23 protein-coding genes are annotated in these 25,208 nt (G+C 66.5%); 7 read left to right on the forward strand and 16 right to left on the reverse strand.

What is annotated here, in order from left to right:
- Positions 1 to 65: 65 nt before the first annotated feature.
- The 4 genes from AC3A4M_RS14190 to AC3A4M_RS14205 all read right to left on the reverse strand — a co-directional run bounded on the left by AC3A4M_RS14190 (position 66) and on the right by AC3A4M_RS14205 (position 4,427).
- Positions 66 to 1,406, reverse strand: a complete 1,341-nt coding sequence (locus AC3A4M_RS14190; RefSeq protein WP_498736356.1) for an MFS transporter — start codon at positions 1,404 to 1,406, stop codon at positions 66 to 68.
- A 336-nt stretch (positions 1,407 to 1,742) separates the two neighbouring features.
- On the reverse strand, positions 1,743 to 2,657 hold the full coding sequence (locus tag AC3A4M_RS14195; RefSeq protein WP_498736357.1) for a LysR family transcriptional regulator: 915 nt from the start codon (positions 2,655 to 2,657) through the stop codon (positions 1,743 to 1,745).
- 4 nt (positions 2,658 to 2,661) lie between these two features.
- Entirely contained in the window at positions 2,662 to 3,780 is a 1,119-nt protein-coding gene (locus AC3A4M_RS14200; protein WP_498736358.1) for a 3-isopropylmalate dehydrogenase, read from the reverse strand.
- Positions 3,777 to 4,427: a GntR family transcriptional regulator gene (locus AC3A4M_RS14205; protein ID WP_498736359.1), complete on the reverse strand. Its 651-nt coding sequence runs from the start codon at positions 4,425 to 4,427 to the stop codon at positions 3,777 to 3,779. Before AC3A4M_RS14205 ends, AC3A4M_RS14200 begins: the two co-directional genes overlap by 4 nt.
- A gap of 240 nt (positions 4,428 to 4,667) precedes the next feature.
- Here AC3A4M_RS14205 and AC3A4M_RS14210 point away from each other — a divergent pair, with 240 nt between their 5' ends.
- From AC3A4M_RS14210 to AC3A4M_RS14230, 5 genes are all read left to right on the forward strand, one after another.
- Positions 4,668 to 6,119 (forward strand): aldehyde dehydrogenase family protein, encoded by a 1,452-nt coding sequence (locus AC3A4M_RS14210; RefSeq protein ID WP_498736360.1) that lies wholly within the window; start codon positions 4,668 to 4,670, stop codon positions 6,117 to 6,119.
- 28 nt (positions 6,120 to 6,147) lie between these two features.
- On the forward strand, positions 6,148 to 6,921 hold the full coding sequence (locus AC3A4M_RS14215; protein WP_498736361.1) for an SDR family NAD(P)-dependent oxidoreductase: 774 nt from the start codon (positions 6,148 to 6,150) through the stop codon (positions 6,919 to 6,921).
- 33 nt (positions 6,922 to 6,954) lie between these two features.
- On the forward strand, positions 6,955 to 7,725 hold the full coding sequence (locus tag AC3A4M_RS14220) for a FadR/GntR family transcriptional regulator (protein ID WP_498736362.1): 771 nt from the start codon (positions 6,955 to 6,957) through the stop codon (positions 7,723 to 7,725).
- 67 nt (positions 7,726 to 7,792) lie between these two features.
- Positions 7,793 to 8,263: a type II toxin-antitoxin system Phd/YefM family antitoxin gene (locus tag AC3A4M_RS14225; protein ID WP_498736363.1), complete on the forward strand. Its 471-nt coding sequence runs from the start codon at positions 7,793 to 7,795 to the stop codon at positions 8,261 to 8,263.
- Between the two features lie 113 nt (positions 8,264 to 8,376).
- The gene (locus AC3A4M_RS14230) at positions 8,377 to 8,598 is read left to right on the forward strand and encodes a hypothetical protein (protein WP_498736364.1); all 222 of its coding nucleotides are present in this window, start codon (positions 8,377 to 8,379) and stop codon (positions 8,596 to 8,598) included.
- A gap of 36 nt (positions 8,599 to 8,634) precedes the next feature.
- Here the strand turns inward: AC3A4M_RS14230 and AC3A4M_RS14235 are convergent, their stop codons facing one another.
- From AC3A4M_RS14235 to AC3A4M_RS14255, 5 genes are read right to left on the reverse strand one after another with little or no spacing between them, the layout of a single operon-like run.
- Entirely contained in the window at positions 8,635 to 10,044 is a 1,410-nt protein-coding gene (locus AC3A4M_RS14235) for an amidase (RefSeq protein ID WP_498736365.1), read from the reverse strand.
- Between the two features lie 22 nt (positions 10,045 to 10,066).
- Positions 10,067 to 12,058, reverse strand: a complete 1,992-nt coding sequence (locus AC3A4M_RS14240; protein WP_498736366.1) for a dipeptide ABC transporter ATP-binding protein — start codon at positions 12,056 to 12,058, stop codon at positions 10,067 to 10,069.
- Positions 12,059 to 12,060: 2 nt separating this feature from the next.
- Positions 12,061 to 12,915 (reverse strand): ABC transporter permease, encoded by an 855-nt coding sequence (locus AC3A4M_RS14245; RefSeq protein ID WP_498730449.1) that lies wholly within the window; start codon positions 12,913 to 12,915, stop codon positions 12,061 to 12,063.
- Positions 12,915 to 13,862 (reverse strand): ABC transporter permease, encoded by a 948-nt coding sequence (locus AC3A4M_RS14250; protein ID WP_498730450.1) that lies wholly within the window; start codon positions 13,860 to 13,862, stop codon positions 12,915 to 12,917. Before AC3A4M_RS14250 ends, AC3A4M_RS14245 begins: the two co-directional genes overlap by 1 nt.
- 31 nt (positions 13,863 to 13,893) lie before the next feature.
- Positions 13,894 to 15,414 (reverse strand): ABC transporter substrate-binding protein, encoded by a 1,521-nt coding sequence (locus AC3A4M_RS14255; RefSeq protein WP_498736367.1) that lies wholly within the window; start codon positions 15,412 to 15,414, stop codon positions 13,894 to 13,896.
- Positions 15,415 to 15,582: 168 nt separating this feature from the next.
- Between AC3A4M_RS14255 and AC3A4M_RS14260 the strand changes: the two genes are divergently transcribed.
- Positions 15,583 to 16,350 (forward strand): FadR/GntR family transcriptional regulator, encoded by a 768-nt coding sequence (locus AC3A4M_RS14260; protein ID WP_498736368.1) that lies wholly within the window; start codon positions 15,583 to 15,585, stop codon positions 16,348 to 16,350.
- Between the two features lie 111 nt (positions 16,351 to 16,461).
- Here the strand turns inward: AC3A4M_RS14260 and AC3A4M_RS14265 are convergent, their stop codons facing one another.
- From AC3A4M_RS14265 to AC3A4M_RS14295, 7 genes are all read right to left on the reverse strand, one after another.
- Positions 16,462 to 16,788: a type II toxin-antitoxin system PemK/MazF family toxin gene (locus AC3A4M_RS14265; protein ID WP_498736369.1), complete on the reverse strand. Its 327-nt coding sequence runs from the start codon at positions 16,786 to 16,788 to the stop codon at positions 16,462 to 16,464.
- Complete coding sequence (locus AC3A4M_RS14270; RefSeq protein WP_498736370.1) at positions 16,785 to 16,988, reverse strand: antitoxin MazE family protein; 204 nt, start codon at positions 16,986 to 16,988, stop codon at positions 16,785 to 16,787. Before AC3A4M_RS14270 ends, AC3A4M_RS14265 begins: the two co-directional genes overlap by 4 nt.
- Positions 16,989 to 17,146: 158 nt before the next feature.
- Positions 17,147 to 17,563, reverse strand: a complete 417-nt coding sequence (locus tag AC3A4M_RS14275) for an ester cyclase (protein ID WP_498736371.1) — start codon at positions 17,561 to 17,563, stop codon at positions 17,147 to 17,149.
- A gap of 114 nt (positions 17,564 to 17,677) precedes the next feature.
- A complete protein-coding gene (locus tag AC3A4M_RS14280) occupies positions 17,678 to 18,976 on the reverse strand; it encodes a M20 family metallo-hydrolase (RefSeq protein ID WP_498736372.1) in 1,299 nt (432 codons plus the stop codon).
- A 38-nt stretch (positions 18,977 to 19,014) separates the two neighbouring features.
- Positions 19,015 to 20,778 (reverse strand): amidohydrolase, encoded by a 1,764-nt coding sequence (locus tag AC3A4M_RS14285; protein ID WP_498736373.1) that lies wholly within the window; start codon positions 20,776 to 20,778, stop codon positions 19,015 to 19,017.
- Positions 20,775 to 22,436 carry a thiamine pyrophosphate-dependent enzyme gene (locus AC3A4M_RS14290; protein ID WP_498736374.1) on the reverse strand — a complete coding sequence of 554 codons (1,662 nt, stop codon included), beginning with the start codon at positions 22,434 to 22,436 and terminating at the stop codon, positions 20,775 to 20,777. Before AC3A4M_RS14290 ends, AC3A4M_RS14285 begins: the two co-directional genes overlap by 4 nt.
- 82 nt (positions 22,437 to 22,518) lie before the next feature.
- The gene (locus AC3A4M_RS14295) at positions 22,519 to 23,841 is read right to left on the reverse strand and encodes an MFS transporter (RefSeq protein ID WP_498736375.1); all 1,323 of its coding nucleotides are present in this window, start codon (positions 23,839 to 23,841) and stop codon (positions 22,519 to 22,521) included.
- A 167-nt stretch (positions 23,842 to 24,008) separates the two neighbouring features.
- Between AC3A4M_RS14295 and AC3A4M_RS14300 the strand changes: the two genes are divergently transcribed.
- Positions 24,009 to 25,187, forward strand: a complete 1,179-nt coding sequence (locus tag AC3A4M_RS14300; protein ID WP_498736376.1) for an RsbRD N-terminal domain-containing protein — start codon at positions 24,009 to 24,011, stop codon at positions 25,185 to 25,187.
- Positions 25,188 to 25,208: the final 21 nt, after the last annotated feature.

Consider the following 25,208-nt stretch of genomic DNA (forward strand, 5'->3'; position numbering starts at 1 on the left):
GTGAAGGCGATAAAAGCGTTGGCGAAGAACGACGGCGGAAGGCGGGCTCCCGCCGTCGTTCTTAGTCAGCCGAGGCGGCCGCGGGTTTCCGGGACCTTGGTCAGCGTGAGCAGCAGGAACACGATGACCGCTGCCCCGCAGAGCCAGAACGCCGGCGAGAAGCCGATGCCGGTGGCCGTGACCAGCGCGGTGCCGATAAACGGGGCCGTGCCGCCGAAGAGTGCATAGCCCAGGTTGTAGCTGACCGCGGCGGAGGTGAAGCGGGTCTTCGTGCTGAAGATCTCGACGAAGAAGGTGTAGCAACCGCCGCCGTAGATGCACAGCGGGACCACGAAGAGCAGCTGTCCCAGCATGGCCAGGCCGAAGGAGCCGCTGGTCACCAGCATGAAGCAGGGGAAGGCCAGCAGGGCGATCGCGGCGGATCCGGCGATCAGCATCGGCTTGCGGCCCACCCTGTCGCCGATGATTCCGCCGATCGGCAGCAGCAGCGCGTAGAACAGCATCGCCGCGGCGTTGGCCATCAGGGACGCCTCGCGGCTGAGGTTGCCGGTGGTCTGCACGTAGCCGACAAAGTAGCCGGAGAGGAAGTAGAAGCCCATGGCGGTCAGGCCCATGACGAAGATGACCTGCAACATCCGCACCTTGTTCTCGCGGAAAGCATCGCGGATGGGGCTGTATTCCTTCTGCTCGGCCTTCGCGGCGACCTGCTTGAAGGCCTCGGATTCCTCGGTCTTGGAACGGATCCAGACGCCGAACAGGGACAGCGGCAGGGCCAGCAGGAACGGAATGCGCCAGCCCCAGGCGAAGAAGGCGTCGTCGGACAGGCTCTGGCTGAGGATCAGGATCATCGCGCCGGCCACCACGGAGGGCAGCGCGGTGGCGGCCAGGGTGATGTTGAGCCAGAAGCCGCGGCGGTTGACCGGGGCGTGCTCGAACACGAAGGCGGGGGCGCCCACGGATTCACCGCCCGCGGAGAAACCCTGCAGCAGCCGGCATAGCACCAGCAGCGCCGGGGCGAGGGCACCCGCGGCAGCGTACGGCGGCAGCAGGCCGATTGCGGCGGTCGCCCCGCCGATGGTCACTAAGGTGATGTAGAGGACCTTGCGCCGGCCGATCCGGTCGCCCAACTGGCCGAAGAACAGGCCGCCGATGGGACGGGCCACGAAGGCGACGCCGAAGGTGGCGAACGTGGCCAGCAGGCCGATCAGGGCATTCTCGCCCGGGAAGAACAGCTGCGAAAGCGTGACGGCGGACAGCCCGTAGAGGGCGAAGTCGTAGAACTCGATGAACTGCCCCACGCTGCCGCCAGCCAGGACGCGCTTCTGCATCCCCGTGGTCTTGCCGGATTGGGCGAAAGCCGTTGCGCTGGCGGCTCCGGGCCGCGACTGGGTTTCGTTGGTTGTCATGACTGCCACCGTACGGAGCGTGAATTGCGGTCCAGTTGCGCTGCGTTTCGTGCAGGTAAAGGGTCTTGCATCGAAAAGTTTCGGGAACTGTCGAGGCTGACAGGGTGGTGGGTATTGTGGCGGAAACATGACTGGTGAACGCGCACTGCGGTTCCTCCTGTGTGTTTTAGCTGAGGTCCGGCCGCTCCGGCGCCATTGCCGGGATGTAGGACGGCCGCTGACAGACCTCTTCGGGATGCCTTCCAGTTTGTGTGATCCCGTTCACAGCTGTCCAATTCATAATTTCTGCAACTCTTATCGATTGGACCGATTCGAAGAACGACGGCGGCGGCTTACCTACCGCTCGGCGCCATACAACCGCTTGCACACGGATTCGAAAGCGAGCGCCCGTCGAGTTGGCCTCACGCCCTCCGGGCGCACCAGCACCACCTCGATGCCGGGCAAGTCATCCACCAGCCGCAGTGGCACCACGCGCCCGCCGGCATAAGTCAGATCGTGGTGCAGCCGCTGGTTCAGCAGCGAATACCCGTGACCGCGTGCCACGAAGGAACGCACCGTCTCGTAGCCGGACACCCTGTGCCGGATGTTCGGCTTTACACTGGCCAGCTGGAACAGTTGCAGGTAGTACTCGCGGGTATGCGGCAGGTCCAGCAGGATCATCGGCTCCTCCTCCAGGTCCCGCAAAGCCACCTCCTGCTCCGGATTCGCTGCCAGCGGATGCTCCTCGTGGACCAGTACGTGTGCCGGGACCCGCTCCACCAACTGCGTGCTGACGCCTCCGCCGAGCCCGAGCGTGTACATCAGCGCCAGCTCGCAGTGCCCCTCCAGCAGCGACCGGCGCAGGAACTCCTGGTCGCCCTCAAGGAATGAGACATTCACGTCGGGATACTGCCGCTCGAATGCCTGCAGGATCACCGGTGCCCGGAACGGCGCCAGCGGCGCAAAGATACCGACCTTCAGCTCGCCCGTCAGGTTCTCCGCGAGCCCCCGGGCCGACTCGTACAGCGAATCCACATGCTCCAGGAACGCTGGCAGTTCCTGCGCGAACTGCCGCCCGGCAGGGCTCAACCTCAGCCCCCGCTGCGAAAGCCGGATGAACAGCTGCACCCCCAGTTCCTGCTCCAGCTGCGAGATCGCATTGGACAGTGCCGACTGCGTGATGTTCAGCCGCTGGGCCGCGGACGTCATGTTCTCGGTCTCGGCGACCACAGCAAAATACCGCAGCTGGATCAGCGTGAAGGGCCTGGGCATGCGGTTATTTCGCCTTCAGCCCGGCCAGGTCCGCCATGACCGAGCGGCCGGCAACCGGCGACAGCCCGGATCCGACCAGCGCGGCGATTTCCTTACCGACGCCTGCGGTGTCAGTCCCCATGCCGGGCCCGGAGAGCTCCGGCAGGCCGGCAAGGACCTGGACGGCCGCGGCTTCAATAGCCAGCGCGGCGTCCTGCTCGCCCAGCTGCGCCAGGCACATGGCGGTGGAGAGTACCGCGCCCACGGGATTGGCCCAGCCCTTGCCCGCGATGTCCGGGGCAGAGCCATGGATTGCTTCGAACATGCTGGGTGCGGAGCCATCCAGGTTCAGATTCGCGCTGGCGGCCACGCCCAGCCCGCCCTGGATGACGGCGCCGAGGTCGGTAATGATGTCGCCGAAGAGGTTGTCGGTAACCACAACGTCGAAGCGCTCCGGTGCCACGGGCAGATGGAAGCACATGGCGTCCACGTGCACGTAGTCCACCTCGACCTCCGGGTACTTGGCGCTGAGATCGTCCACGGTGTCCTGCCAGAGGTTACCGGCCTCAATCAGGATGTTTTTCTTGTGGCACAGCGTCAGCTTCCCGCGGCGGCTCGCCGCCAGCCGGAACGAATAGTCCACCACACGTTCAATCCCGGGACGGGTGTTCACGGATTCCTGCACCGCCACTGCGTAAGGCGTGCCCGCATGGACGGTAGAGCCCTGGCCCACATACGTGCCCTCGGTGTTTTCCCGCACGATCACCAGATCGCAGCGCTCCGGTGTCAGCCCGGCGATCGGCGTCGCGACGCCCGGGTAGAGCTTGACCGGCCGCAGATTCACCGCCTGCTGGAACGCCTTCCGCATGGCAAGGATGAACCCGCGTTCCAGAATCCCGGGTTTGACGGCGGGATCCCCCATGGCGCCGAACAGGATGGCGTCGTGGCCGCGCAGCCGCTCTTCAAGGTCCGAAGTCCAGAGCTCGCCGGTGCGCAGGTAATGCTGTGCCCCGGCGTCGTACTGAGTCAGTTCCGCGGTGAAGCCGAACGCGGTTTCCGCGGCCGCCAGCACCATCAGGGACGCGTCCATCACCTCGGGGCCGATACCGTCTCCGGGGATGACGGCGATGTTGTGGGTTCTCACTGGGGCTGCCTTTCCTGCTGCATTATGATGTCGAGTTGTTGGGCCAAGTACTTGCGGATGTGCTGTTCCGCCTCTTCGGGCACGCGTTTCCGCAGGGAATTTACGACGGCGGCGTGGGCACCTACCGTTTCCAGCGCGGCTTCGGTGGTGAGCCCGTAGCGCGGACGGAACACTTCCTCCGTCATCCGCACCAGGCTCAGGTGCTTTTGCAGATAGCTGTTGCCGGAGGCTTCGAGCAGGACGGCGTGGAAGCGCGAAACCAGTTGATGGAAGCGCGGTCCGCCAACCCTCCGCTGCTCGTCGACCAGCCGGTCCAGTTCCGCCAGCGTACTGCCAGTCAATCGTGGGCCGGCCAGCCGGCAGGCGGCCGTTTCCAACGCCTCGCGGAAAGCGTAGGCGTCCTGAAGCTGGGCCGGGTTTGCCGCGGCCACGGAGGCACCGCCGGCCGGATCGAGGACGACAAGTCCGTCCTGTTCGAGCACCCGCAGCGCTTCGCGCAGCGGGGTCCGGCTGAGCCCAAGCTCGGCGGAGAGGCCGGCCTGGGTAAGCCGGTCCCCAGGTGCATAGCGGCCAGCGAAAACCCGCTCTCGGATCAACGCCGCCGTTTCCTCCACCAGGGAGACGCTGCTACGCCAAGCGGAAGTCATCGATACCGTCTCCGTGGGTTGGCTGGACAATCCGGCGGAGGGCCCGGGATCCAGAAACGGGTTGTTGGCTCCGACTGTTCCCGTCCAGCCGAAACTTGTCAACGGTTGTAAGAAAAATGACGCCAAGCCACACGAAAATCGGGAAACTGATTGACCGCGTGGTCCTGCTGTGACTAGCCTTGAGCATCTACTGGTCAGACCAGCAGAACTCAGACCGAGACCTCAACGGCGAAGGCAGGAATGGTGTCCCCCTACTTGAACGCATACCCGGACGGACTGCCTGTAGGTGATGGCTGGGCGCCCTGTGAAGACAGCGCCGATGTGGTCTTCCCCTTCGACGGCTCGGTGGTGGCAGCGGCACCGGTGGGCACCCTGGACCATGCGCGGCTGGCCCTCGATGCGGCAGAAAAGGCCTTCGCCGAAACCGCCAAGCTCAGTGCCGGCAAGAAGCGAGCGGTCCTGATGGCGGTACACGGTGCGCTGGCCGCTCACAGCACCGAGCTTGAAGAGCTCCTTGTCTTGGAAACAGGCAAGCCCTTGGTCGACTGCCGCACCGAGGTCGCCCGGACCCTGACCACGTGGGCCGCGGCCGCAGAGGAGGTCGCCCACACGCACGGCGAAACCGTGCCGCTGGATCTGCAGCCCCTCGGCGAAGGCATGGTGGGGTACTGGACGCGGCGCCCCGCCGGCGTCGTCGTTGGTATTGCCGGTTTCAACTACCCGCTGCTGCTGGCAAGCCACAAACTTGCACCGGCCATTGCCGCCGGCTGCCCAATCATCATCAAGCCTGCCCCGAACGCCCCGCTGGCCACGCTGTGGACGGTGCACCTGATCCGCGAGGTCCTCGCCGATCACGGCGTCACGTCCGCCGCTGTGCAGCTGGTCACGGGCGGCATCGAGGTGGGCGAAACGCTCGTGGCCGACCCGCGCGCCGCCGTCGTTTCCTTCACCGGCTCCGCCGCGGTCGGCCACCAGATCGCGAAGAACGCCGCTCCACGCAAGGCCGTGCTGGAGCTCGGGTCCAATACCGGCTTCATCGTTGCCGCTGACGCCGTCATCGCCGACGCGGTCGATGCGGTAATCCGCGGGGGCTTCTATGCCAATGGCCAGGCGTGCATTTCCGTCCAGCGGATTGTCCTGGAGCAGCCGATCGCGGCCGAATTCGAGCAGGCGCTGCTGGCCAGGCTGGGCGAAGTGACGGTCGGCGATCCCCGTTCGGCGGACACCCGCGTTGCCCCGGTCATCAATGAGGCCTCCACCCAGCGCATTATGGGCTGGATCGGCAGCGCCACCGCCCGCGGTGCGCAGGTGTTGGCCGGCGGCGAGCTCAGCGACGGGAGCATCCAGCCTACCGTCGTCACCGGCGTCCCGGCGGATGCAGAGCTGTGGTGCGAGGAGATCTTCGGGCCCGTGGTCTGCCTGCAGGCCGTCCCGGACATGGACGCGGCGATCGAGCTGGTCAACCAGTCGCGCTACGGCCTGCAGGCTGCCGTCTTCACCAAGTCTTTGGAGACCGCCTTCCGCGCCGTCAACGAGCTGGAAGTCGGCGGCGTCGTCGTCAATGAAATCCCCGGCTTCCGTTCCGACATCATGCCCTACGGCGGGGTGAAGGATTCCGGCATCGGCCGCGAGGGGCCGCGCTTCGCCATCGAAGAATTCACCGTGACCCGCATGGCCATGATCAGACCGTAAGCCCAAGCTCTCCACGAAGGACCCACGAATGGACTACACCCAGCTCTTCCAGTTTTCCGGCGACCGCGTCCTGGTAATCGGCGCCGGCAGCGGCATTGGCCGCGAGGCAGCCCTTGCCCTCGGCGCTCACGGCGCCACCGTAGTTTGTGCCGACAGGGATAGTACGACGGCGGCAGAAACTGCCGCGATGATCGGCGGCTCCGCGACCTCCACCCAGCTGGACGTCCTGGACCTCGCTGCTGTCCGTACCGCGGCGGATGAATTCAGCGACATTTCCGCCCTGGTCTTTACCGCCGCCATGAACGTGCGCAAGCGGATCGTGGACTACACCATGGAGGAGTTCGACCGCGTGGTGAACCTGAACCTGCGCGCCTCCTTCGCACTGATCCAAGCCTTTGCGCCGAAGATGGCGGCCAACGGCGGCGGGTCCATTATCGGGTTCGCCTCCATCCGCGCCTACGTCGTGGAGCCGGGACAAGGCGTCTACGCGGCAACCAAGGCCGCCCTGGTGCAGCTCGCGCGGACCGCCGCCGCCGAGTTCGGGCCTGACGGCGTGCGCGTGAACGTGATCGCACCCGGCGTGGTCGAAACGCCGCTGACCGCCCAGATCAAGAACAACCCCGAGTGGTACAACGCCTATGCTCAGAAGGGCGCACTGGGCCGTTGGTCGAAGCCGGAAGAACTCGCCGGCGCGGTGGTGTACCTGGCCTCGAAAGCCTCCAGCTACGTGACGGGTTCAGTGCTCATGGTAGACGGCGGCTGGACCGCGGTCGACGGCCGTTTCGACCCGCCGAATTCCTAGACTGAATCGGCACCGTCCAGGGAAGGAAATTTGATGGGCGAGACACCAACAGTGCAGTCGGCGCCGAAAGCCCGTGCTTTCGAAGCGATCGTCCAGCATGTTGAACAAGCGGTTCTCAGCGGCGAGCTCAAAACTGGTGACAGGCTGCCCGGCGAACGCGAACTCGTCACCCGTTTCGAGGTCAGCCGATCCTCTGTCCGCGAGGCCATGCGCGTCCTCGAAAGCAGCGGTCTCGTAGCGGCTCGCCCCGGCGATCCACGCGGCGCCGTCATCCTCGCGCCCACTGCCGCGCCGTTGCGCAAGCTTTTGACCCGGCTGACGCAGGCGTCCTCGTCCAGCCTGTCCGATCTGCTGATATACCGCATGACCCTTGAGTCCGCCGCGAACTCCCTGGCGGCAGTCCGGCGCACGGAGGCGGACCTGCTGCAGTTGGAGAAGGCGATGGCCCGGATGCGCCAGGCCCGGCAGCAGGGCCAGCAGGCCTTCAGCCAGGCGGACCTGGACTTCCATGACGTAGTGGCCCGGGCCAGCGGCAACGCTATGATCCAGATCTCCGGCGAGGCCGTGCGCCAGTCCATCGAAGAGCTCATCACGTCGTCCATCCAAGAGAGCGGGGATGACCGCGAGCTGATGCTGCGGACCATCGCCCACCATAGCGACGTCTTCGACGCCATCCGCAACCGCGACGCGCACCTCGCGGAGCATCTGGCCCGAAGCAGCCTCTTCGAGTACTACGGACATCTGCTCCAGGATGCGGACCGCGAAGCACTGGCGGCGCTGGCCTCCTTCGGCACGCCTGAGTAGCCAAGGTTGGGTCCTGGGCCTTCCGCCACTGATTGCTTTTTCTGAACGTATTCAGAATAATGGAGTCATGAGTACCGTCATGACCAGCCACACCGCCAGCTCCTCGGACCTGTCGAGGAATCCTGCACAGGTCTTCCGCGCCGCCGACGAAGGTCCGGTGACGATCACCCGCCGCGATGGTGAGCCGCTGACGCTCCTTCGGTCCAAGACAATCGAGCGGGAGCACGAGACGCTCCAGCTGGCCGCGAATCTAGTTGCGGCGTCCTTGGCTCCCGGTGAATCGAGTTTCGCCGATCGACTCTTGGGTCCGTTCCCCTGGCTAGGCTTCCTGCCGGGCAGTCAACGCGAGCAGTTCGCTTCCGAGATTGTTGAAGTGTCCCGGGCCTGTGCATCCATCTCAAATTTCGACAGGCTGTTCGTCGTTTTGTCCGCTTGGAAAGCAACCGCTGAAGCTGTTGCGTCAGGCTACACTCCTGACGCAGAGCTCGACTGGCTGGACGAGTCAGAGCCTGTTGACGATCCCCGGCCAGGGAAGTGAGCCCCAAGCGGGAGACAGTTCCCAGGCCTTTACGGCGCAACGAGTATGAGATCGTATTCGGAACATCGAACGCCCGCAAAGGGTGGATCGATGTTCTCGCTGTACAGCGCAATATGGTGGTTGCAGCGTGGGAACGCCTCACAACCGCACCACTCGCCGATGACACCACTTGCCATGGCATGAAGGGGGACCTCGAGTTCGTCACGCACAAAGGCATGATCCACCGCCGGCGGCAGTACGAGCTCGCTCAAGGGGCCAAAATCTGGTTTTACGTTGCGGAACGAGCCGTCATCCTGATCGACGTAGATACTCACCACCCGAACGCCACGAAGTAGGGCTGCAGCCGAAATCGAACTATCGGTCCTCAGCGTTTAGTCCAGGCTGCTCCAGTCCGGAACCGCGGCGGCAGGACGCACGCTTTCGTACCACGCCGCCGCGCGCAGCACGTCGTCGTCAGCGCCGACCCGGCCGGAAAGCTGCACGCCGATCGGCCGCCCGTCGGAGGTGAAACCGCAGTTCACCGTGGCCGCCGGCTGCCCGGACATGTTGTACGGGACGGTGAAGGCGATGTGTGCCATAGTTTGGTCGGGATCGTCCACCGGCATGGGTTGCTCCGCTGGGAAAGCGGCCATCGGAGCGACCGGTGAGATCACGACGTCGTACTCGGCCGTGGCCGCGATCGTCGCCTTCTGCATCTGGTCAATACTGCCGAAGTTTCGGATGGTTTCAGCGCCGTCGAACTGCGAGCCGCCCTGGCACCAGCGGGCGATGTACGGCAGGACCTTCTGCTGCTCGGCCGCGGAGAGTTCGCGGTAGTCCGCCCAGGAGCGGGTCCGCCAGAACCGGTCCAGCCGGTCCAGCATGTCCTGGTCGATGAACGGTTCCAAACTCTCCACCTGGGCGCCGGCATCCGCGAACTGCTGCGCCACTGCCTGAACCGCCGCAAGCACCTCAGGATCAACCTCAGCTCCCGCATTCGCCTCCGTCTGCAAGGCCACCTTGAGCGAGGACACATCCAGGTCGCCCACGGTCCAGTCCATGGGAGGGTAGGGCCTGGCGGTGTAGTCGCGAATATCCGGCTGGCCCAGAATGGTCATAAACAAGGCGGCGTCGGCCACGGTTCGGGCCATCGGACCGGCGGCCCGGCCGATGTAGGGAACATCCAGTGGGATGAGGCCGGCGCTCGGCTTCAACGTTGCAAGCCCCTGCCAGGTACCGGGGAGCCGGATGGATCCGCCGATGTCCGTACCCACGTGCAGCGGGCCGTATCCTGCTGCGGCCGCGGATCCGGCTCCGGAACTGGAGCCGCCCGTGGTCCAGGCCGGATTCCACGCGCTGCGCGAGATGCCATGCAGGCTGGAGACGCCGGAGGAGAGCATGCCCCAGTCGGGCATGGTGGTGGATCCGACGATCACTCCCCCGGCCTCAAGAATCCGGTCCGTAATCGGGGAATTGTACTGCGGCACCTTCGGGTTGGACAGCGCCGTTCCGGAGGGCATCGGCACTCCCGCACGCGCGATGTTTTCCTTGACCGACATCGGCACGCCGTCCAGCGGGCCGCGCTGCGATCCTTCCAGCCAGCGCCGTTCGCTGGCCTTCGCGTCCTTTCGGACAGCCTCCGGCTCGAACTGGTAGAGGGCGTTGAGTACCGGCTCCCGCTCTTCGATCCGCTCGATCACCGCATCGGCCACGTCCACCGGGGAGAGATCCTTCGCTGCATATGCTTCCCCGAGTTCCCGGGCGGTGAGGTTGTGGAGCGGTGATGAGGATAGCGGGGACATGGGTGCCTTCCGGGAGGAGGATTCAGCGGGACAGCGCGGCTTCGCGCGTGGCAAGTTCTGATCGAAGGGACATGGAGGAGTTAACGAGCGTTCGGGTGTACTCGTGCCGGGGTGCCTCGTAGATCTGCGCGGTGCTGCCGCTCTCCACGATCTGGCCCTTGTTCATGACCACAACGTTGTCGCAGATATAGCGGACCACGCCCAGATCGTGCGACACGAACACGAGGGTCAGCTGGTATTCGTCCACGAGGTCGGAGAGCAGATTGAGCACCTGCGCCCGCACGGAGACGTCCAGTGCACTTACCGGCTCATCGGCCACCAGCACGCGCGGCTGGCAGATCAGCGCACGGGCAATGGAAATCCGCTGGCGCTGGCCGCCGGAGAACTGGTGCGGGAACCTTTCGGCGGCGTCCATTGGAAGGCCGACGGCGGAGAGCATCTCCCCCACCAGCCTGCGCTGCCTTGCGCTGTCCACTTTCTGGCCCGGCGCCAGCAGCGGCTCGGCGATGATGTCCTGCACCCGCATGCGCGGATCCAGCGAGCCCATCGGGTCTTGGAAGACAATCTGGAGCTGCTGGCGCAGCTGGGCCAGCTCGCTTTCTTTCGCTCCCGCCACTTCATTGCCGGCCACCCGGACGCTGCCGGACGTCGGCTGGTCCAGCCCGGCGAGGATCCGCAGCAGCGTGGACTTTCCGGAGCCGGACTCCCCCACCACGCCGAACCGCTGCCCGGCGGCAACATCGAAGGAGACACCGCGCAGCGCCTGCACTTCGGTGGGCTTGCCGAACAGACTGGTCCGTTGGCGTTGGTATGTGCGGACCAGGTCCTTGACGCTGATCACCGGACTGACGACAGCGGCTGCCGGCTCCGCGATGGATGGTTCCGTTCGCGCCGGCGTGCCGGCCACAACTGGGTCGGCCGCCGTGGACCGGTCCTCTGAGGCCGAGGCGCCGAGCGCCGAAGTCGGAACCGAGTGTGCAGCAGGTGCCGTTCTCAGGGGTGAAAAGGGCACCTGCTGCACACTCGATATGGCTGCATCAGGGCCGGCCAAGGTTCCGGCTTCGGCCTTCGCCTCGGGAAGGCCCAGTCCCGCAACCCCGTCCGTGCCCGGCACGTGCAATGCAGCCTTCGGCACCTCGGCGACAACCTGCTCCGGCACCGGAGGCACATACGCTGCCGCGGAGGCCACTGTGAAGAGACGACCGTCCGCGTCGGTCGCGTCCAGGTCAGAGGCGGCCAGCAGGCCCCGGGTGTAGGGGTGCTGCGGCCGGGAGAACACGTCCTCGGTGCTGCCTTCCTCCACCACTTGGCCGTTGTTCATGACCAGCACGCGGTCGCAGACGTTGGCCACCACGGACAGATCGTGAGTGATGAAGAGCAGGCCGGTTCCGCGCTGCTGCACGGACTCGAGGATCAGGTCCAGCACCTGCCGCTGCACCGTTACGTCCAGCGCCGTCGTCGGTTCGTCGCACAGCAGCAGGGCCGGGTCATTCGCCAGCGCCATGGCCAGCATCACGCGCTGGCGCTGCCCGCCGGAGAGCTGGTGCGGATACGCCTTGGCGGCCTCGCCCGGATCCGGCAGCTTCACCCCGGCTAGCAGCTCCACCGCCTGGGCACTTGCCGCCGCCCGACTCGACACCGACTTGTGCTTGAGCATGATCTCGGCAACCTGCGGACCGACCTTCATCAGCGGATTCAGCGCGGTGAGCGGTTCCTGGAAGACCATGGTCATGTCATTCCCGCGGATCCGGCGCAGCTGTTTATCCGAAGCGGTGACGAGGTCGCCGTCGTGCCCTGCCAAACGGATGGAGCCGCTCGCCCGGACCCCTTCGGGCAGCAGGCCCATCAGCGCCGTCGTCGTCATGGATTTCCCGGAGCCGGATTCGCCGATCAGCCCCACCCGCTCGCCGCGGTCCATGACCAGGTTGAAGTCCGAGACCAGGGGGCGGTCCTTGGTGGCCACCGAAAGTCCCGCCACCTCAAGCAGCCGGCCGTTGTTCGCAGTCCTGTCCATGCTCAGCGCTCTCCGTTCAGTTTCGGGTCGAACTTATCGCGCAGTCCGTCGCCCAGCAGGTTGAAGCCCAGCACCGCCACGGCAATGGCCGCGCCGGGCCAGACGGCAAGCATCGGGTAGGTGCCCAGGAACTGCTGGGACTCCTGCAGCATCCGGCCCCAGGACGGCACCGGCGGCGGCGTCCCTAAGCCCAGGAAGGACAGGGCGGCCTCGGCCAGCACCGCGATCGCGAAGGAAACCGAGCACTGCACCACCACCATGCCGGCGATGTTCGGCAGCACATGCCGCCGGGCAATCCGGAACGCGCTCTGGCTCGAGGCTTTCGCCGCCAGCACGTATTCGGTGCTCATCACCTGCAGGGTGCCGCTGCGGGCCACCCGCGCGAACCCGGGGATGGAGCCGATCCCGATGGCCAGCATCGCCGTCAGCGTGCTCGCTCCGAAGACGGCGCCGAACATGATGGCCACCAGCAGCGCCGGAAAGGCCAGCAGAATATCGGCCCCGCGCATGGTCACTTCCTCGGTGGCGCCCCCGCGCATGCCGGCGAGGATGCCCAGCGGCGTGCCGATCACCAGCGCAATGCCGACGGCGATCAGCCCCACCAGCAGGGTGATCCGTGCCCCGTACAGGATCCCGGAGAACACGTCGCGCCCGTAGCGGTCCGTGCCCATCAGGTGCTCGGCGCTGGAACCCTGCAGCCGGTCGGCCGGGAACGCCTGCACCGGATCGTAAGGAGTCCAGACCAGGGAGACCAGCGCGGCCAGCACCACCAGGGCAACCAGGGACGCCCCGATCAGGAGGGTGGGTGCCGGCTTGCGCCGGGAACTGCGGACGACGACGGCGGGCTCGGCTGTCATTACGCCTTCTTCCGGATGCGGGGGTCAAGGACGGTGTAGAGCACGTCCACCACCAGATTGATGATCAGGGTGATGGCCACCAGCACCATCACCACGGACTGCACGGTCAGCAGGTCGCGGTTGCCCACCGCGTCCAGCAGCATCGAGCCCAGGCCCGGGATGACGAAGACCCGCTCGATCACCACGGCGCCGATGATCAGCGCCGCCAACTGCACGCTGGTCACGGTCAGGACCGGAATGGAGGCGTTGCGTAGGCCGTGCTTGACCAAGGCCTCCAGCTTGCCAAGGCCCTTCGCCCGCGCGGTGCGCAGATAATCTTCGCTCATCACTTCCATGACGGCCGAGCGGACATACCGGGTCAGGATGGCGCCTTGCACGGAGGCGAGTGCCAGCACCGGCAGGAACACCCGGGACAGGAAGTCGCCGAAGTCCTCCCCCGGCGGTGTCCAGCCGTTGGCCGGGAACCAACCCAGCCCGACGGCGAAGACCACCACCAGCAGGATGCCGGCGAGGAAGTTCGGCACCGCGACGCCGAGCTGGCTGATCCCGCTGATCACAATGCCGCTGGGATTGCGGTGCTTGACCGCGGCGTAGGTCCCGAACGGAATCGCGATCAGCAGCGCGACAATCATGGCCAGCACCACGAGGATCAGGCTCACCTGCACCCGGTCCAGCACCAGCGGGCTGATGTCCTGCCGGGTCACGTAGGAGATGCCGAAGTCCCCGAAGGGCAGCCCCAAGGCCCAGTCGAAGTACTGCACAATGAGGGGCCGGTCCGTACCGAATTCCGCCCGCGTCTGGGCGAGCAGCTCCGGCGTGGCATTCACGCCCAGCGCGATCTGTGCCGGATCGCCCGGGATGGTGCGCATGAACAGGAACACGAGAACCGTAGCGGCCACGTAGGTGACCACAAACCGGGCCAGGTTGATCAGCAATCGGATTGCCACGCCGGCCCCTCCTTACTCGAGGTTGTAGAGCTTACTTCCAGCCGATGTTGGTCAGGTCCAGCGCCTCGGTGACGGAATTCGCCGGGATGCCGGTCACGTTCGCGTCCGCCACCACAATGTTGGGGAAGATGAACAGAACGTTTGCGGCGGCGTCGTCAACAATGGTGCGGACCACGTCCTGCATTCCGGAGATGTAGCCGGCTTCGTCGGCGGCGTCGGCCTCTGCCGCCTTGTCCTTGATCTTGGCGTTGTCGTAGCCCAGGTAGTAGTCCGGGTTGTTGAACATCGCCAACACGTCGCGGCTCTCCACGGCCAGCACCACGGACATCTGGTAGTCCTGCTTGGTGAAGACCTCGTCCAGCCATACCGCCGGGAATTCGGAAGATTCGATCTTCGCGCTGATGCCCACATCGGCCAGTTGCGACACCACAATCTCGGAGACGGCCGTGGCATAGGGCCGGGTGGGAACGGTGAAGGTGATGTTCAGGTTCTCCGCCCCGGCTTCCTTCAGCAGCTCCTTGGCCTTGGCCGGATCGTACGGGTAGACGTCGTTGAGGTCCTCGTAGTACGGGTCCGTCGGCGGGACCGGCCCGCCGACCACCGTGCCGTAGCCGTTCCACGCCGTGTCCACTACGGCCTGGCGGTCGATCGCGTGCATCACGGCCTGGCGGACACGCACGTCGTCAAACGGTGCCTCGTTGTTGTTCATGGACAGGACAATCTCGCCGTTGGAAGTGCCCTCCAGGACCTGGAACTTGTCATCGCTTTCGAAGCCGGACAGCAGCTCCGGCGCCTGCATGTTGTAGACCACGTCCACGTCGCCGGACTGCAGCGCGTTAGTGGTGGCGACGGCGTCGGCGAAGTAGCGCAGCGTTGCTGTCTCCACGCCCGGCTTCTCGCCCCAGTAGTCGTCGCGGGCCGCCAGCTCGATGGACTGGCCGCGGTTCCACGCCTCGATGGCATACGGGCCGGTGCCGATGGCGGTGTTGGCCAGGTCGTCCACGCCGCTGGGGTCGAACATCGCGCCCACCAGCGTGCCCATGTCGAACAGCCAGGCATTGCTCGGCTGCTTGAGGGTGATCGCAACTTCGGTGTCGCTGAGCACCTCAACCGAGTCCACCACGTCCATCTTGGCCTTCAGGCTGGAGACCCAGGCGTCGGACTGGACGCGCTCAATGCTGAACTTCACGTCTTCCGCGGTGAAGGCCTCCCCGTTGGAGAAGGTTGCCCCTTCGCGCAGCTTGAACGTGTAGGTCTTGCGGTCCTCGCTCAGTTCCCAGGACTCCGCCAGCAGCGGCTGGACTTCGCCCTCCTGGTCAATCTCCACGAGACCCTCGTACACGTTGGACATCAGCGCTTGGGGAATCGCCGCTCCCGCCGTCGTGGTGAAGTCCAGGTTCACCGGCTCTCCGGTCAGTGCCACGGTGACGTCCGTGTTCTCGGCAGCGCCGTCGGCGGTGGTGCCGCCCGATCCGGCCGAGCAGGCGGTCAGGGACAGCGATCCGGCCAGCAGCACAACTGCCGCGCGGCCGTAATTCTTACTCAGGCGCATAGCGTTCTCCATCAATTAGGAACGACACTTCAGTGATGTGATCCATCCAACACCATGCCATGTCTATATTTCTACCTAGTTACATGGTCTTACCAGTTGCGTAAAGCTCGTTTCGAGGGCAATCTTTACTGACAGAGGCCGCAAAATTACGACGACGGAAGGCACCTCATGAGCAAGCTGACCTTCACGCCGGCCGTGCCCACGCTGACCTACGAGCGCGTGGTGCAGCAGATCGAAGAGGCCATCCTCTCCCGGGAGATCGAGCCGGGCCAGCACCTTCCCAGCGAACGCGAACTCATGGTGCAGTTCTCGGTCAGCCGCCCCACCATCCGGGAAGCCCTGCGCGTGCTGCAGAGCCAAGGACTGATCGCGTCCCGTCCCGGCGGGCGCAGCGGGCCGGAAGTCCTGGCCGTCTCACCCGACAGCCTCGGACGCTCCTTCACCACCATGGCCCGCATCGCCTCGCTGTCCCTGTCGGAACTGGTGCAGTTCCGCATCGTGCTGGAGAGCTCCGCCTGCCAGCTCGCCGCAGTCCTGCACACCGAGGAACAAGTCGAGAAAATGCGCGACGCCGTCGAGCGCATGGAAGCGGAAGTCGCCAACGGCTCGGACAGCTTCAACCGCGCCGACCTGGATTTTCACACTGCAGTCTGGGAGGCCAGCCACAACAGCCTGCTGCGGATCTGCGGCGAAGCAGTCGCCGGTTCCATCCTCAACCTCATGAACGACCGGATGGAACGCTCCGGAAATTCCACTGCAGCCATGGAAGGAGCCGTCGAGCGGGACCGCGCCATCTTCCAAGCCATCGCCGCCGGCGATGCCCTCGCCGCCGGCGACACCGCCCGCAATGCGATCGCCGCCTACTTTGCCGATTACCTAGACGAAGAAGGCGCACGCGGCCTTAGCGCCCTGACCGGCGCGGCCGACACGGCCTAATGTGCTCGATGGAGCGGCCTGCTTCCGGCAGCCGGGCGTAGCCGGCCAAGTGTCCCGCCGCCGCGGCCGATTCCGTGATGCCAGACGGCTGGTGCTGAGGTACGCCGGAGGTCAGTCCGCCAGCCCGAGAAAAGCCATCAGAGCGCGCTCGACTTCAACGAGTTGAGCGGCCTGAAGGCGGCCGATCCGTTCCTGGACGTTGGAGCGGCGGACTGTGGTGAGCTTGTCGATCATGACGTAGCTGGGCTGCCGGATGCCGGTGGTTGCTGAGGGGTGCAGAGGGATTCTGAGCAGTGGAGCATCTACTGCCGTGGTCGTCATCGGCAGGACGGTGACGGACTCGGTTGCGTCGAAGCGATCATCCTGGATGATGAGGGCAGGACGGGGCCTGGTCGCGTACACGCCGCCTGCCACGGTCCAGATATCGCCGCGGTTCACTCGTCCCACGCGATCGACACGGCTTCGATGAAGTCCTGGTCGTCACTGTCCCTGCCTGCGCCTGCCACGACAGCCGACTGCCGATGCGCCTCAGCGGCGAACTGCTCGCTTCGCACATCAGGCACCCACACCTGGATGGGGCGGTATCCCTGCTCCCGCATACGACGCCGATAGTCGCTGACCCTGTCGCGTACTCCCATACGATCTATGTTACATGTAACGCTGAGGACACATCTTCGTTCTTCGCGGTCAATCGCGCACTGACCACATAAGAACTGCACCTCGGAAAGCAGACTCAACTTTCTTGTCCAACTTTCGAGGTGCAGTCAACGTCGGCTCTCCCGTCGTCGCGGCATGATTACAACTTGACGGCGCCAATCTGCTGCATCAGTTTCAGCATGTCCGTGGCTCCCCAATGCTCCACCGCTTTGCCGTCCTGAACACGGATGATGTCGATGCCGCCGAACTCCACAGTGTTGCCGGTGGGGGCAATTCCCATCAGCTCGCCCTGGTGGGTGCCGGTGAGGACGACGCGGGCCGCCTCCAGGTCCCCATCAGCCATCGTGGGATCGATAGTCTTCGCCTTGATATCCGGGAACGCCTTCCTGAACGTCTCGATGTAGAACCTGATACCGTCCAGACCCGACGGCTGCCCCGGCATGGGCTCCTCGTGCTCCGTGAAGCTCTCACTGCCCAGCTCGTCGATCAGGTCCAGGTTCCCTCCCTCCATGATTTCCCGGTAGAACCGCTCGATAATTCCCGATCCGCCTGCCATGATCCGCTCCTTCGCTGGCTGCCAATCCCCCCCGATTCGATGATCCCACCGGCGGATTCGCGACACGCCGCGCAGGGGCGCGCTTTTAGCAAGCACTGGACCGTAATGGCCTTGTCAGTCCCCCGAGGCGTCCGGCGAAACGAAGTCCCCTACCACCACGTGCCCCAGCACCTCGGTGAGCAGATCCACGCCGGCGAGCATGTCGTCGTCGTTAGTCAGTTCCTTCTCGTTGTGCGAGATGCCTTCGACGCTGGGCACGAACAGCATGATCGTCGGGACGATGTCCTTCATGTTTGTCGAGTCATGGCCGGCCAGCGTGCGGACGGTTCCGTAGGGCAGTTCCAGCGCTTCGGCGCTCTTGGCGGCGAGGCGCATGCCGGCCTCGTCGTAGGCTTTGGCGGCCCAGACATGTTCGGCGCCGCGCTCGATCCGCACGCTCGCCTTCCGCTCGATCTCGGCGACCCGGCGGTGCAGTTCGGCGTCGGCGGCGGCCAGCACGTCCGGGTCGGTACTGCGCACGTCGACGAGCAGCTCCACCCGGCTGGCCACCACCACGGGCGAGTTCGGGTAGACCGTGAACTCGCCGCAGGAGGTGATGACGGAATGCTCGTCGGTGCTGAACTCGTCGGCGATCTCCCGCGCGGCAACCACCAGCGAGGAGGCCCCGAGCAGCGCATCGTGCCGGTCGGCGATCACGGTGGCACCGGTGTGCGCCTGCTCCCCGTGCACGATGAACTCGTATTTGTTCGCGCCCCAGGTGGACTCGACCAGGCCGATGGTCAGTCCCGCGTCCTCGAGCGACCGGCCCTGCTCAATGTGGATCTCCACATACGCGGCCACATCCAGCGAGAAGTCGCCGATGGTTCCGATGGCCTCCAGCGCCTCGCGGACGGTAGTGCCGTGCGGGTCGGTGGTGGCCAGGACCCGCTCGGCGGGCAGTTTGCCGGTGAAAACGGAGCTGCCCATCATGGAGGGCTTGAACCGGCAGCCTTCCTCGTTGAACCAGTTGATGACGGCGATGTTGAACGCCGGCTCGGTGCCTTCTGCCGCCAGCCGCTGCTGGAGCCGGATGGCCGCGTGGGCTCCGGCCAGCACGCCGTAGGCGCCGTCGAACCGCCCGCCCAGCGGCTGCGAGTCCAGGTGCGAGCCCACCGCGATGTACGGGGCGCCGGGCACCAGCTCGAGCAGCGCGAACTGGTTCCCCACCACGTCGTAGCGGACGTCGAAGCCATGCCCTTCCACCAGGCCGCGGAACCAGGTCCGCGTCTGGCCGTCGACGAACGTCCCCGCCTGGCGATCCACTCCCCCGCCAGGCGTGGCCCCGAACGTGCTCATCGAGCGGAAGTCGTGCAGGAAGGCGCTGGCCTCGTCGCCGGAGACGGACGGGTCGGGCTGGGCGGAGGTGGTGGTCATGAGTGGAATCCTAACGGCTCGGTCTGACGTATAGATGTTCAGCGAACGACGGCGGCGCCCGGCTCGGGCGCGAAGAGAGACTCGGGCGCGGGGCCGGCAGTTAGGCCGGCATCGGGGCCAGCTGTGGAAACCGCTACCGGACCGGCGCCCAGCCGGTCGTAGCTGAATTCACCGCCGACAATCGTGGCCAGCACCTCGAGGTCCGAGATGTCCGGCGCGTCCAGCGGCGACCCGCTGAGCACGGCGAAGTCGGCCAGCTTGCCCCGGCGCAGCGTGCCCTTCTGGTTGGCGGTACCGGTGGCCCGGGCCGCCCAGTCTGTGTAGGTGCGCAGCGCTTCCTCGGCGGTAAGGCCTTCGGCCGCTCCCCCAAGGATCTTGCCCTTTTCGGTGCGCCGGTCCACCCAGGACTGCATCGCGCGGAGCACGTTGTTGTCGGCCACGGGCAGGTCGGAGCTGCCGGCCACGAGGATGCCGGCGTCCACCAGCGAGCGTCCCCGGTACAGCCAGCCTTCGCGCTCGGGCCCCACCAGCGCCGCGAACTGGTCGCCCAGCGGACCGATGAAGGCGGCCTGCGGGGCGACGGCGATCCCGGCGGCGGCGACAGGAGCCAACTGGTCCGGCCGGGCGATGCCGAAGTGCTCGATCCGGTTGGGCAAATGGTTCCGGCCGTAGCGCTCCTGGCAGCCGACAATGATCTCGGTGGCCAGGTCGATGGCCGCATCACCGATCGCGTGCAGCGCGATCGGCCAGCCGGCACGGTAGGCTGCGTCGACGCGTTCGCGGTAGGCCTCGGGCGAATCGAGCAGGTAGCCGGTGTTGTGCTGGTGGCCGCAGTAGTCCTCGGTCACCGCCGCGGTGGCGCCCAGCAGCGAGCCGTCCATGAAGACCTTCACCGGTCCCAGCGACACCCACTCGTCGCCGAAGCCCGCCACGGCGCCGAGGTCCAGCCCGCGGCCCGAGCCCGTGCCGTGCATATCAGCGGCGTTCGCCTCGATCGGCCGGAGCGAATCCAGCGCCGGCATCAACTGCGCACGGGCGTGCAGCTTGCCGGCCCGCTTGGCAGTCAGATACGCCTGCACCTCCACCGGACTGTGCCCGATCCAGCCGCCGCCGATGCCGGCCTCGGTGAAACTGGTGATGCCTTCGGCGGCGTACCGCCTGGTCGCGGCGTCCAGTGCTTCGACGATGCGCTCCACCGGATACGGCAGCAGCAGGTTCTGGATCAGCTGCTGCGCGGACTCCTCCACGACGCCCGTCGGATAGCCGTCCGGTCCGCGCAGCACCAATCCGCCGGTGGGATCGGCGAAGCCGGGCTCGAAAACGCCGGCCAGCCGCAGGGTGGCGGAGTTGGTGATGGACAAGTGCCCGGATACGTGCCGCAGGTACAGCGGCCGGTCACCCGTTATCTCGTCCAGCCGGCGGATGTCCGGGAAGGCCCCGCCGTGGTGCTTGTGGTTGAAGCCGGTGCCGTTGACCCAGGAGTCGGAGGCGCCGCCGGGCAGCGCGTCCAGCCGCCGGACCTCGGCTTCAAGCAGCGCATACAGCTCCACGAGCCCACGGGCCTGCTCAAGTTCGACGGCGCCCAGGCCCAGCCCCCACCACGTGGTGTGGCAGTGCGCGTCGATGAAACCGGGGACCACGGTGGCGCCGCCCAGCGAGACTTCCCGCTCGGCCGTGCAGCCCTCGAGTTCCTCGTCGAAACCGGCGATCCGCCCGCCCAGCACGCCCACAGATGTTGCCCGGGGACGGTCGGCCTCGAGGGTGATGATGTCGGCGTCGCGCAGGATCAGGTCGAGTTTCATCGCGCGCCTTCTTCCAAGGCAACCTCGGCCAGCTCTTCCGGCGCGTTCGCGGTGCCCGGCGGCATCGTCTCGGGATCGGTCACCAGGTGCAGCAGCGCCAGCTTTCCGCTCGCCAGCGCACGCTCCAGCGCGGGCCCGAACTCTTCAGTCTTCTCTATCCGTTCGCCGTGCCCGCCGAAGCTGCGGATCCAGTCGGAGAAGTCCGGGTTGACCATCGAGGTACCGGACGGCCGGTCCGGGTAATGGTTGCGCTGGTGCAGCACGATCGTGCCGTAGATCCCGTTGTCCACCACGATCACCAGCGGAGCGGCACCGTGCGCCGCGGCCACAGCCAGTTCCTGCGCGTTCATCAGGAAGTCGCCGTCGCCGCAGACCGCCACCACCTGCCGCTCGGGCTCGATCAGTGACGCCGCAACAGCGGCGGGAACGGCCAGTCCCATGGCCCCGTTGCGCGGCCCGATCAGCGAGCCGAACCCGTGGTGGGTCAGGTAGCGGTGGCCCCAGAGCGTCGCGTTGCCGGCGCCGTACGTGACCACCTTGTCCGTGGGCAGCCGGTCTTCCAGCACGCCGAAGGCCACGCCCAGGTCAACGCCGGGGCTGTTATCCGGCCGCGGGGTGGCGTACCGGCGCTGGTCCTCGGCGAGCGCTTCCATCCAGCCGCTCCCCCGGCTTCCGCGCGCCTCCGCGGGAGCCGGCAAAGCCGCAACGAACGACGACGGCGACACGGCCAGGTGCAGGTCGATCCGGCCGGAATGCGTCGCCGCATCCGGGTCCGGCAGCACCAGCACCGTCGGCGCCTTGAAGCCCTTGGTGTAGCCGTCGCTGAGCACATCGGTCCGCCCGCAGCCTACAAACACCAGCAGGTCGGCCTCGTCCAGCCTGGCCGCCAGCGTGTCCGCGCGGCCGTAACCCAGCCAGCCGGCCCACGCCGGAGAACTGTGCGGCACGACGTCGTACGCCCGCCAGTCCGCGGCCACCGGCACCTGCGCCTCGGCCGCCCACGAAGCGAGCTTCCCGCCGTCGTCGCCCCAACCGTCCCCGCCCACCACAATCAGCGGACGGGCGGCAGCGGCCAACCGGTTGGCCAATTCCTCCATCGTGGCAGGCGGCGGCACCGCGGCAGCCAGCGCGCGCGGCGGAACCACGTCGGCGTCGGTCAGCCGGACCAGCACGTCCTCCGGCAGGCCGATCACCACCGGCCCGGGCCGGCCGGACACCGCCAGCTGCATCGCCTCCGAGACGGTCTCCGCGGCGCGGTGTTCGTCATCGAGCACCACCACGCGCTTGGCCGTCGTCGAGAACCAGCCCTCCAGGCTGAACTCCTGGAATGAATCCCGGCCCCGGTCCGCCACCGGAATCAGGCCGACAAAGAGCACCAGCGGCGTCGCATCCTGCCAGGCGGTGTGCACGGCGATCATCGCGTTCGCCGCGCCCGGCCCGCGGGTGACCATCGCGATGCCCGGGATACCGGTCTTGCGCCCTTCGGCCAGCGCCATGAACCCGGCGCCGCCCTCCTGGCGGCAGACCACCGTGGACACGGGCGAATCGTGCAGCCCGTCCAGCACGTCGAGGAAGCTCTCCCCCGGGACGGAATACACGCGGCGGACGCCGTGCGCCTCAAGCTGGCGGACTATCAGGTGGCCGGCTGACTGGGACATAGTGTGGAGCTCTTTCATCAGGAAGGTCGACGCCGGAAGCAGGTCAGGAGCGTCGGCGGGAGGTCGTCGTCGTACGTTGAATTTAGTGCTTGAAGCCGGGCAGGTCTACGCTCATGCGCGGGGCCACGGCACCGGCGACGGCGGTGAACAGGCTCAGGAACACCAGCATCGCGGCGGCCGGCCACCAGTGGTTCGCCGCGGCGGCCACCATGCCCGTAGCCAGCAGCGGCACGAAACCGGAGAGCATGCCGGCGGTGTTCTGCGCGAAGCCCACGCCGGTGTAGCGGGTACGGGCCGGGAACAAGCCGGTCAGCACCGTGCCGGAGGCCGCGTACGGGAAGGACAGCGTCGCCACCGCGAGGACCATACCGATGACCACCAGCACGGGATTGCCGCTGGCCACCAGCATGAAGGACGGAACGGCGGCAATGGCGGAGGCGATGCCGCCCACCAGGATCACGCGGCTGCAGCCGAACCGCTCGCCCAGGCGTCCGCCCAGGATCAGGATGGGGATTTCCACGATGGCGGCGATCATGCCGCCCAGCAGCATCAGCCGGGGAGAGTAGCCCAGGATGGCCACGCCGTAGTAGACCACAAACGCGGTGACCAGGTAGAAGCCGCCCACGCCCAGCAGGGCCGCGGCCATGCCGATGATGATGTGCTTCCAGGACTCCCGCAGCGTGGTGCGGATCGGGGCCTTCTCCACCTGGTCGTGCTCCATCAGTTCGGTGAAGACCGGGGACTCTTCGAGCCGGCTGCGGATGTAGAGCGCAATCAGGAGCATCGGGATGGCGGCCAGGAACGGGATGCGCCAGCCGAACGAGTTGAAGCTCTCCTGCGAGAAGAACAGCGTCATCAGGAAGAAGCCGCCGGAGGAGAGGATGGTGCCGATCGGCGAACCGATCTGCGGCATAGCCGCGTAGCGGGCGCGGCGCTCCAGCGGCGCGTTCTCCACCACAATGGTCATCGCACCGGACCACTCACCGCCCACAAACAGGCCCTGGAACACACGCAGCAGCACCAGCAGCACCGGAGCAGCAATGCCGATGGCGGCGTAGGTCGGCAGCAGGCCGATCAGACCGGTGACCGCGCCGATGCCCACAATCGTGACCATCAGCGTCTTGCGGCGGCCGATCCTGTCACCCATCGCACCGAAGAACATGCCGCCCAGCGGACGGGCCACCAGACCGACGCCGAAGGTGGCGAAAGAAGCCAGCGCCGCCGCCGTGGCGTTCTCGTTGGCGAAGTACTGGACGTTGAACACCAGCGCAGCCGCCGCGCTGAACAGGAAGAAGTCGTACCACTCCATCGCGGTGCCGATGAGGGCGCCCATGGAGACCTTCATCGCCTCCTTGTCGGTGATCTTCCGGGTGGCCCCGGCCTCGAGGTTCAGGGTCTGTGACATGGTGCCTCCACGCTTGGTGTTCGGACTGCCCGTTGTGCCGAACGGTGCGCAACGGACTAGGAATGCACACCAGCATTCCAGAGTGCGCCGCATCACACCCGCACGAAAAGTCGCGGGTTTCGACGGCTAGAATGTGCAAAAGCACAAAAATCGGGGCGGAAAACACCATGGCAATACGCAGGAAACAAAAGAACGACGACGCCGCGTCGGCCGCCCGCTGGAACGGCCTGCTGGACCAGTTGTCTGTGGACGTGCTGACGGACCAGTTCATCGAGCGCGTCCTGCAGCTCGACGACTACCGGGACGGGGTCCTGCCGGCCAGCGAGGTCCGCCGCACCGGCGCCGCCTCGTTCGCCTCACTGATTGAAAGCCTGCGCCCCGGCGCGGACAGCGACCGCCTGGTGGCCGAACGGCAGAACATCTCCCTGGACGTCGGCGTCTCCCGCGCCCGGGCCGGCATCCCGGTGGAATCGCTCATGACCGCCATCCGGATCGACTTCACCGTCATCTGGGGCGAGCTCATGGCGCTGGCGGATCCGGGCGACGCCGAGCTGCTGGTGCGCCGGGCCGAGACCGTATGGCAGGTAGTGGACTCCTACGCCGCCCAGACCCAGGCCACCTACATCGCCGAGCGCCAGCGCATGGCCCAGGAAGCATCTTCCGTGCGTCAAGGCCACGTCGCCACCATGTTCGGCCCGGTCAGCCCAGCGCCCGAGATGCTCACGCGCATCGCCGACGAGCTCGGCATCAACGAAGACGCTCCCCTCGTCGTGGCAGCAGCAACAACGGACGACGCCGCCGCCCTCCGCGTAGTGATCGCCGCGGCTTCCCGCCGTGGCACAGAAGTGTTCACCCACCCGCTCCCGGACGGACTCGTCGCCTTTTGGGCAGCGGATGACCGCCCGGGTAGCGCCGTCCGTGAAGCCATCGAGCAGGTCCGGCAGATCAGGTGCGGCCTGGTTGAACAAGTCCGCGGCCTCGCCGATTTACGCGTCGCCGCCCAGGCAGCCCGCGCGCTGGCCTCCCTGGTAGAGGACAGTGACCAGCAGGCCCTCACCATGCGCAACGCCTGGGCGCGGCTCGCCCGGCACCGCCTCTCGGAAACAGGCGTCCCCGTAGTCCCCGATGTTGAATCGGCGCTTGCCCAAGCCGGACCAGTGGAACGAGCACGGTTGGAGGAAGCAGTCCGCTCCTACCTGGCCACCGGCAGCATCGCCCAATCCGCCGACCAGCTCTTCTGCCACCGCAACACCCTCATGAACCGCCTCCGCCGCTTCACCGACCTAACCGGCATCGACGTCACCATCCCCCAACAAGCCGCCCGCCTCGTCGTCGCCTGGTCCTGACGAGTTGCCTGATCTTCCGAG

The organism is Arthrobacter sp. Soil_C_60 (assembly GCF_057656375.1).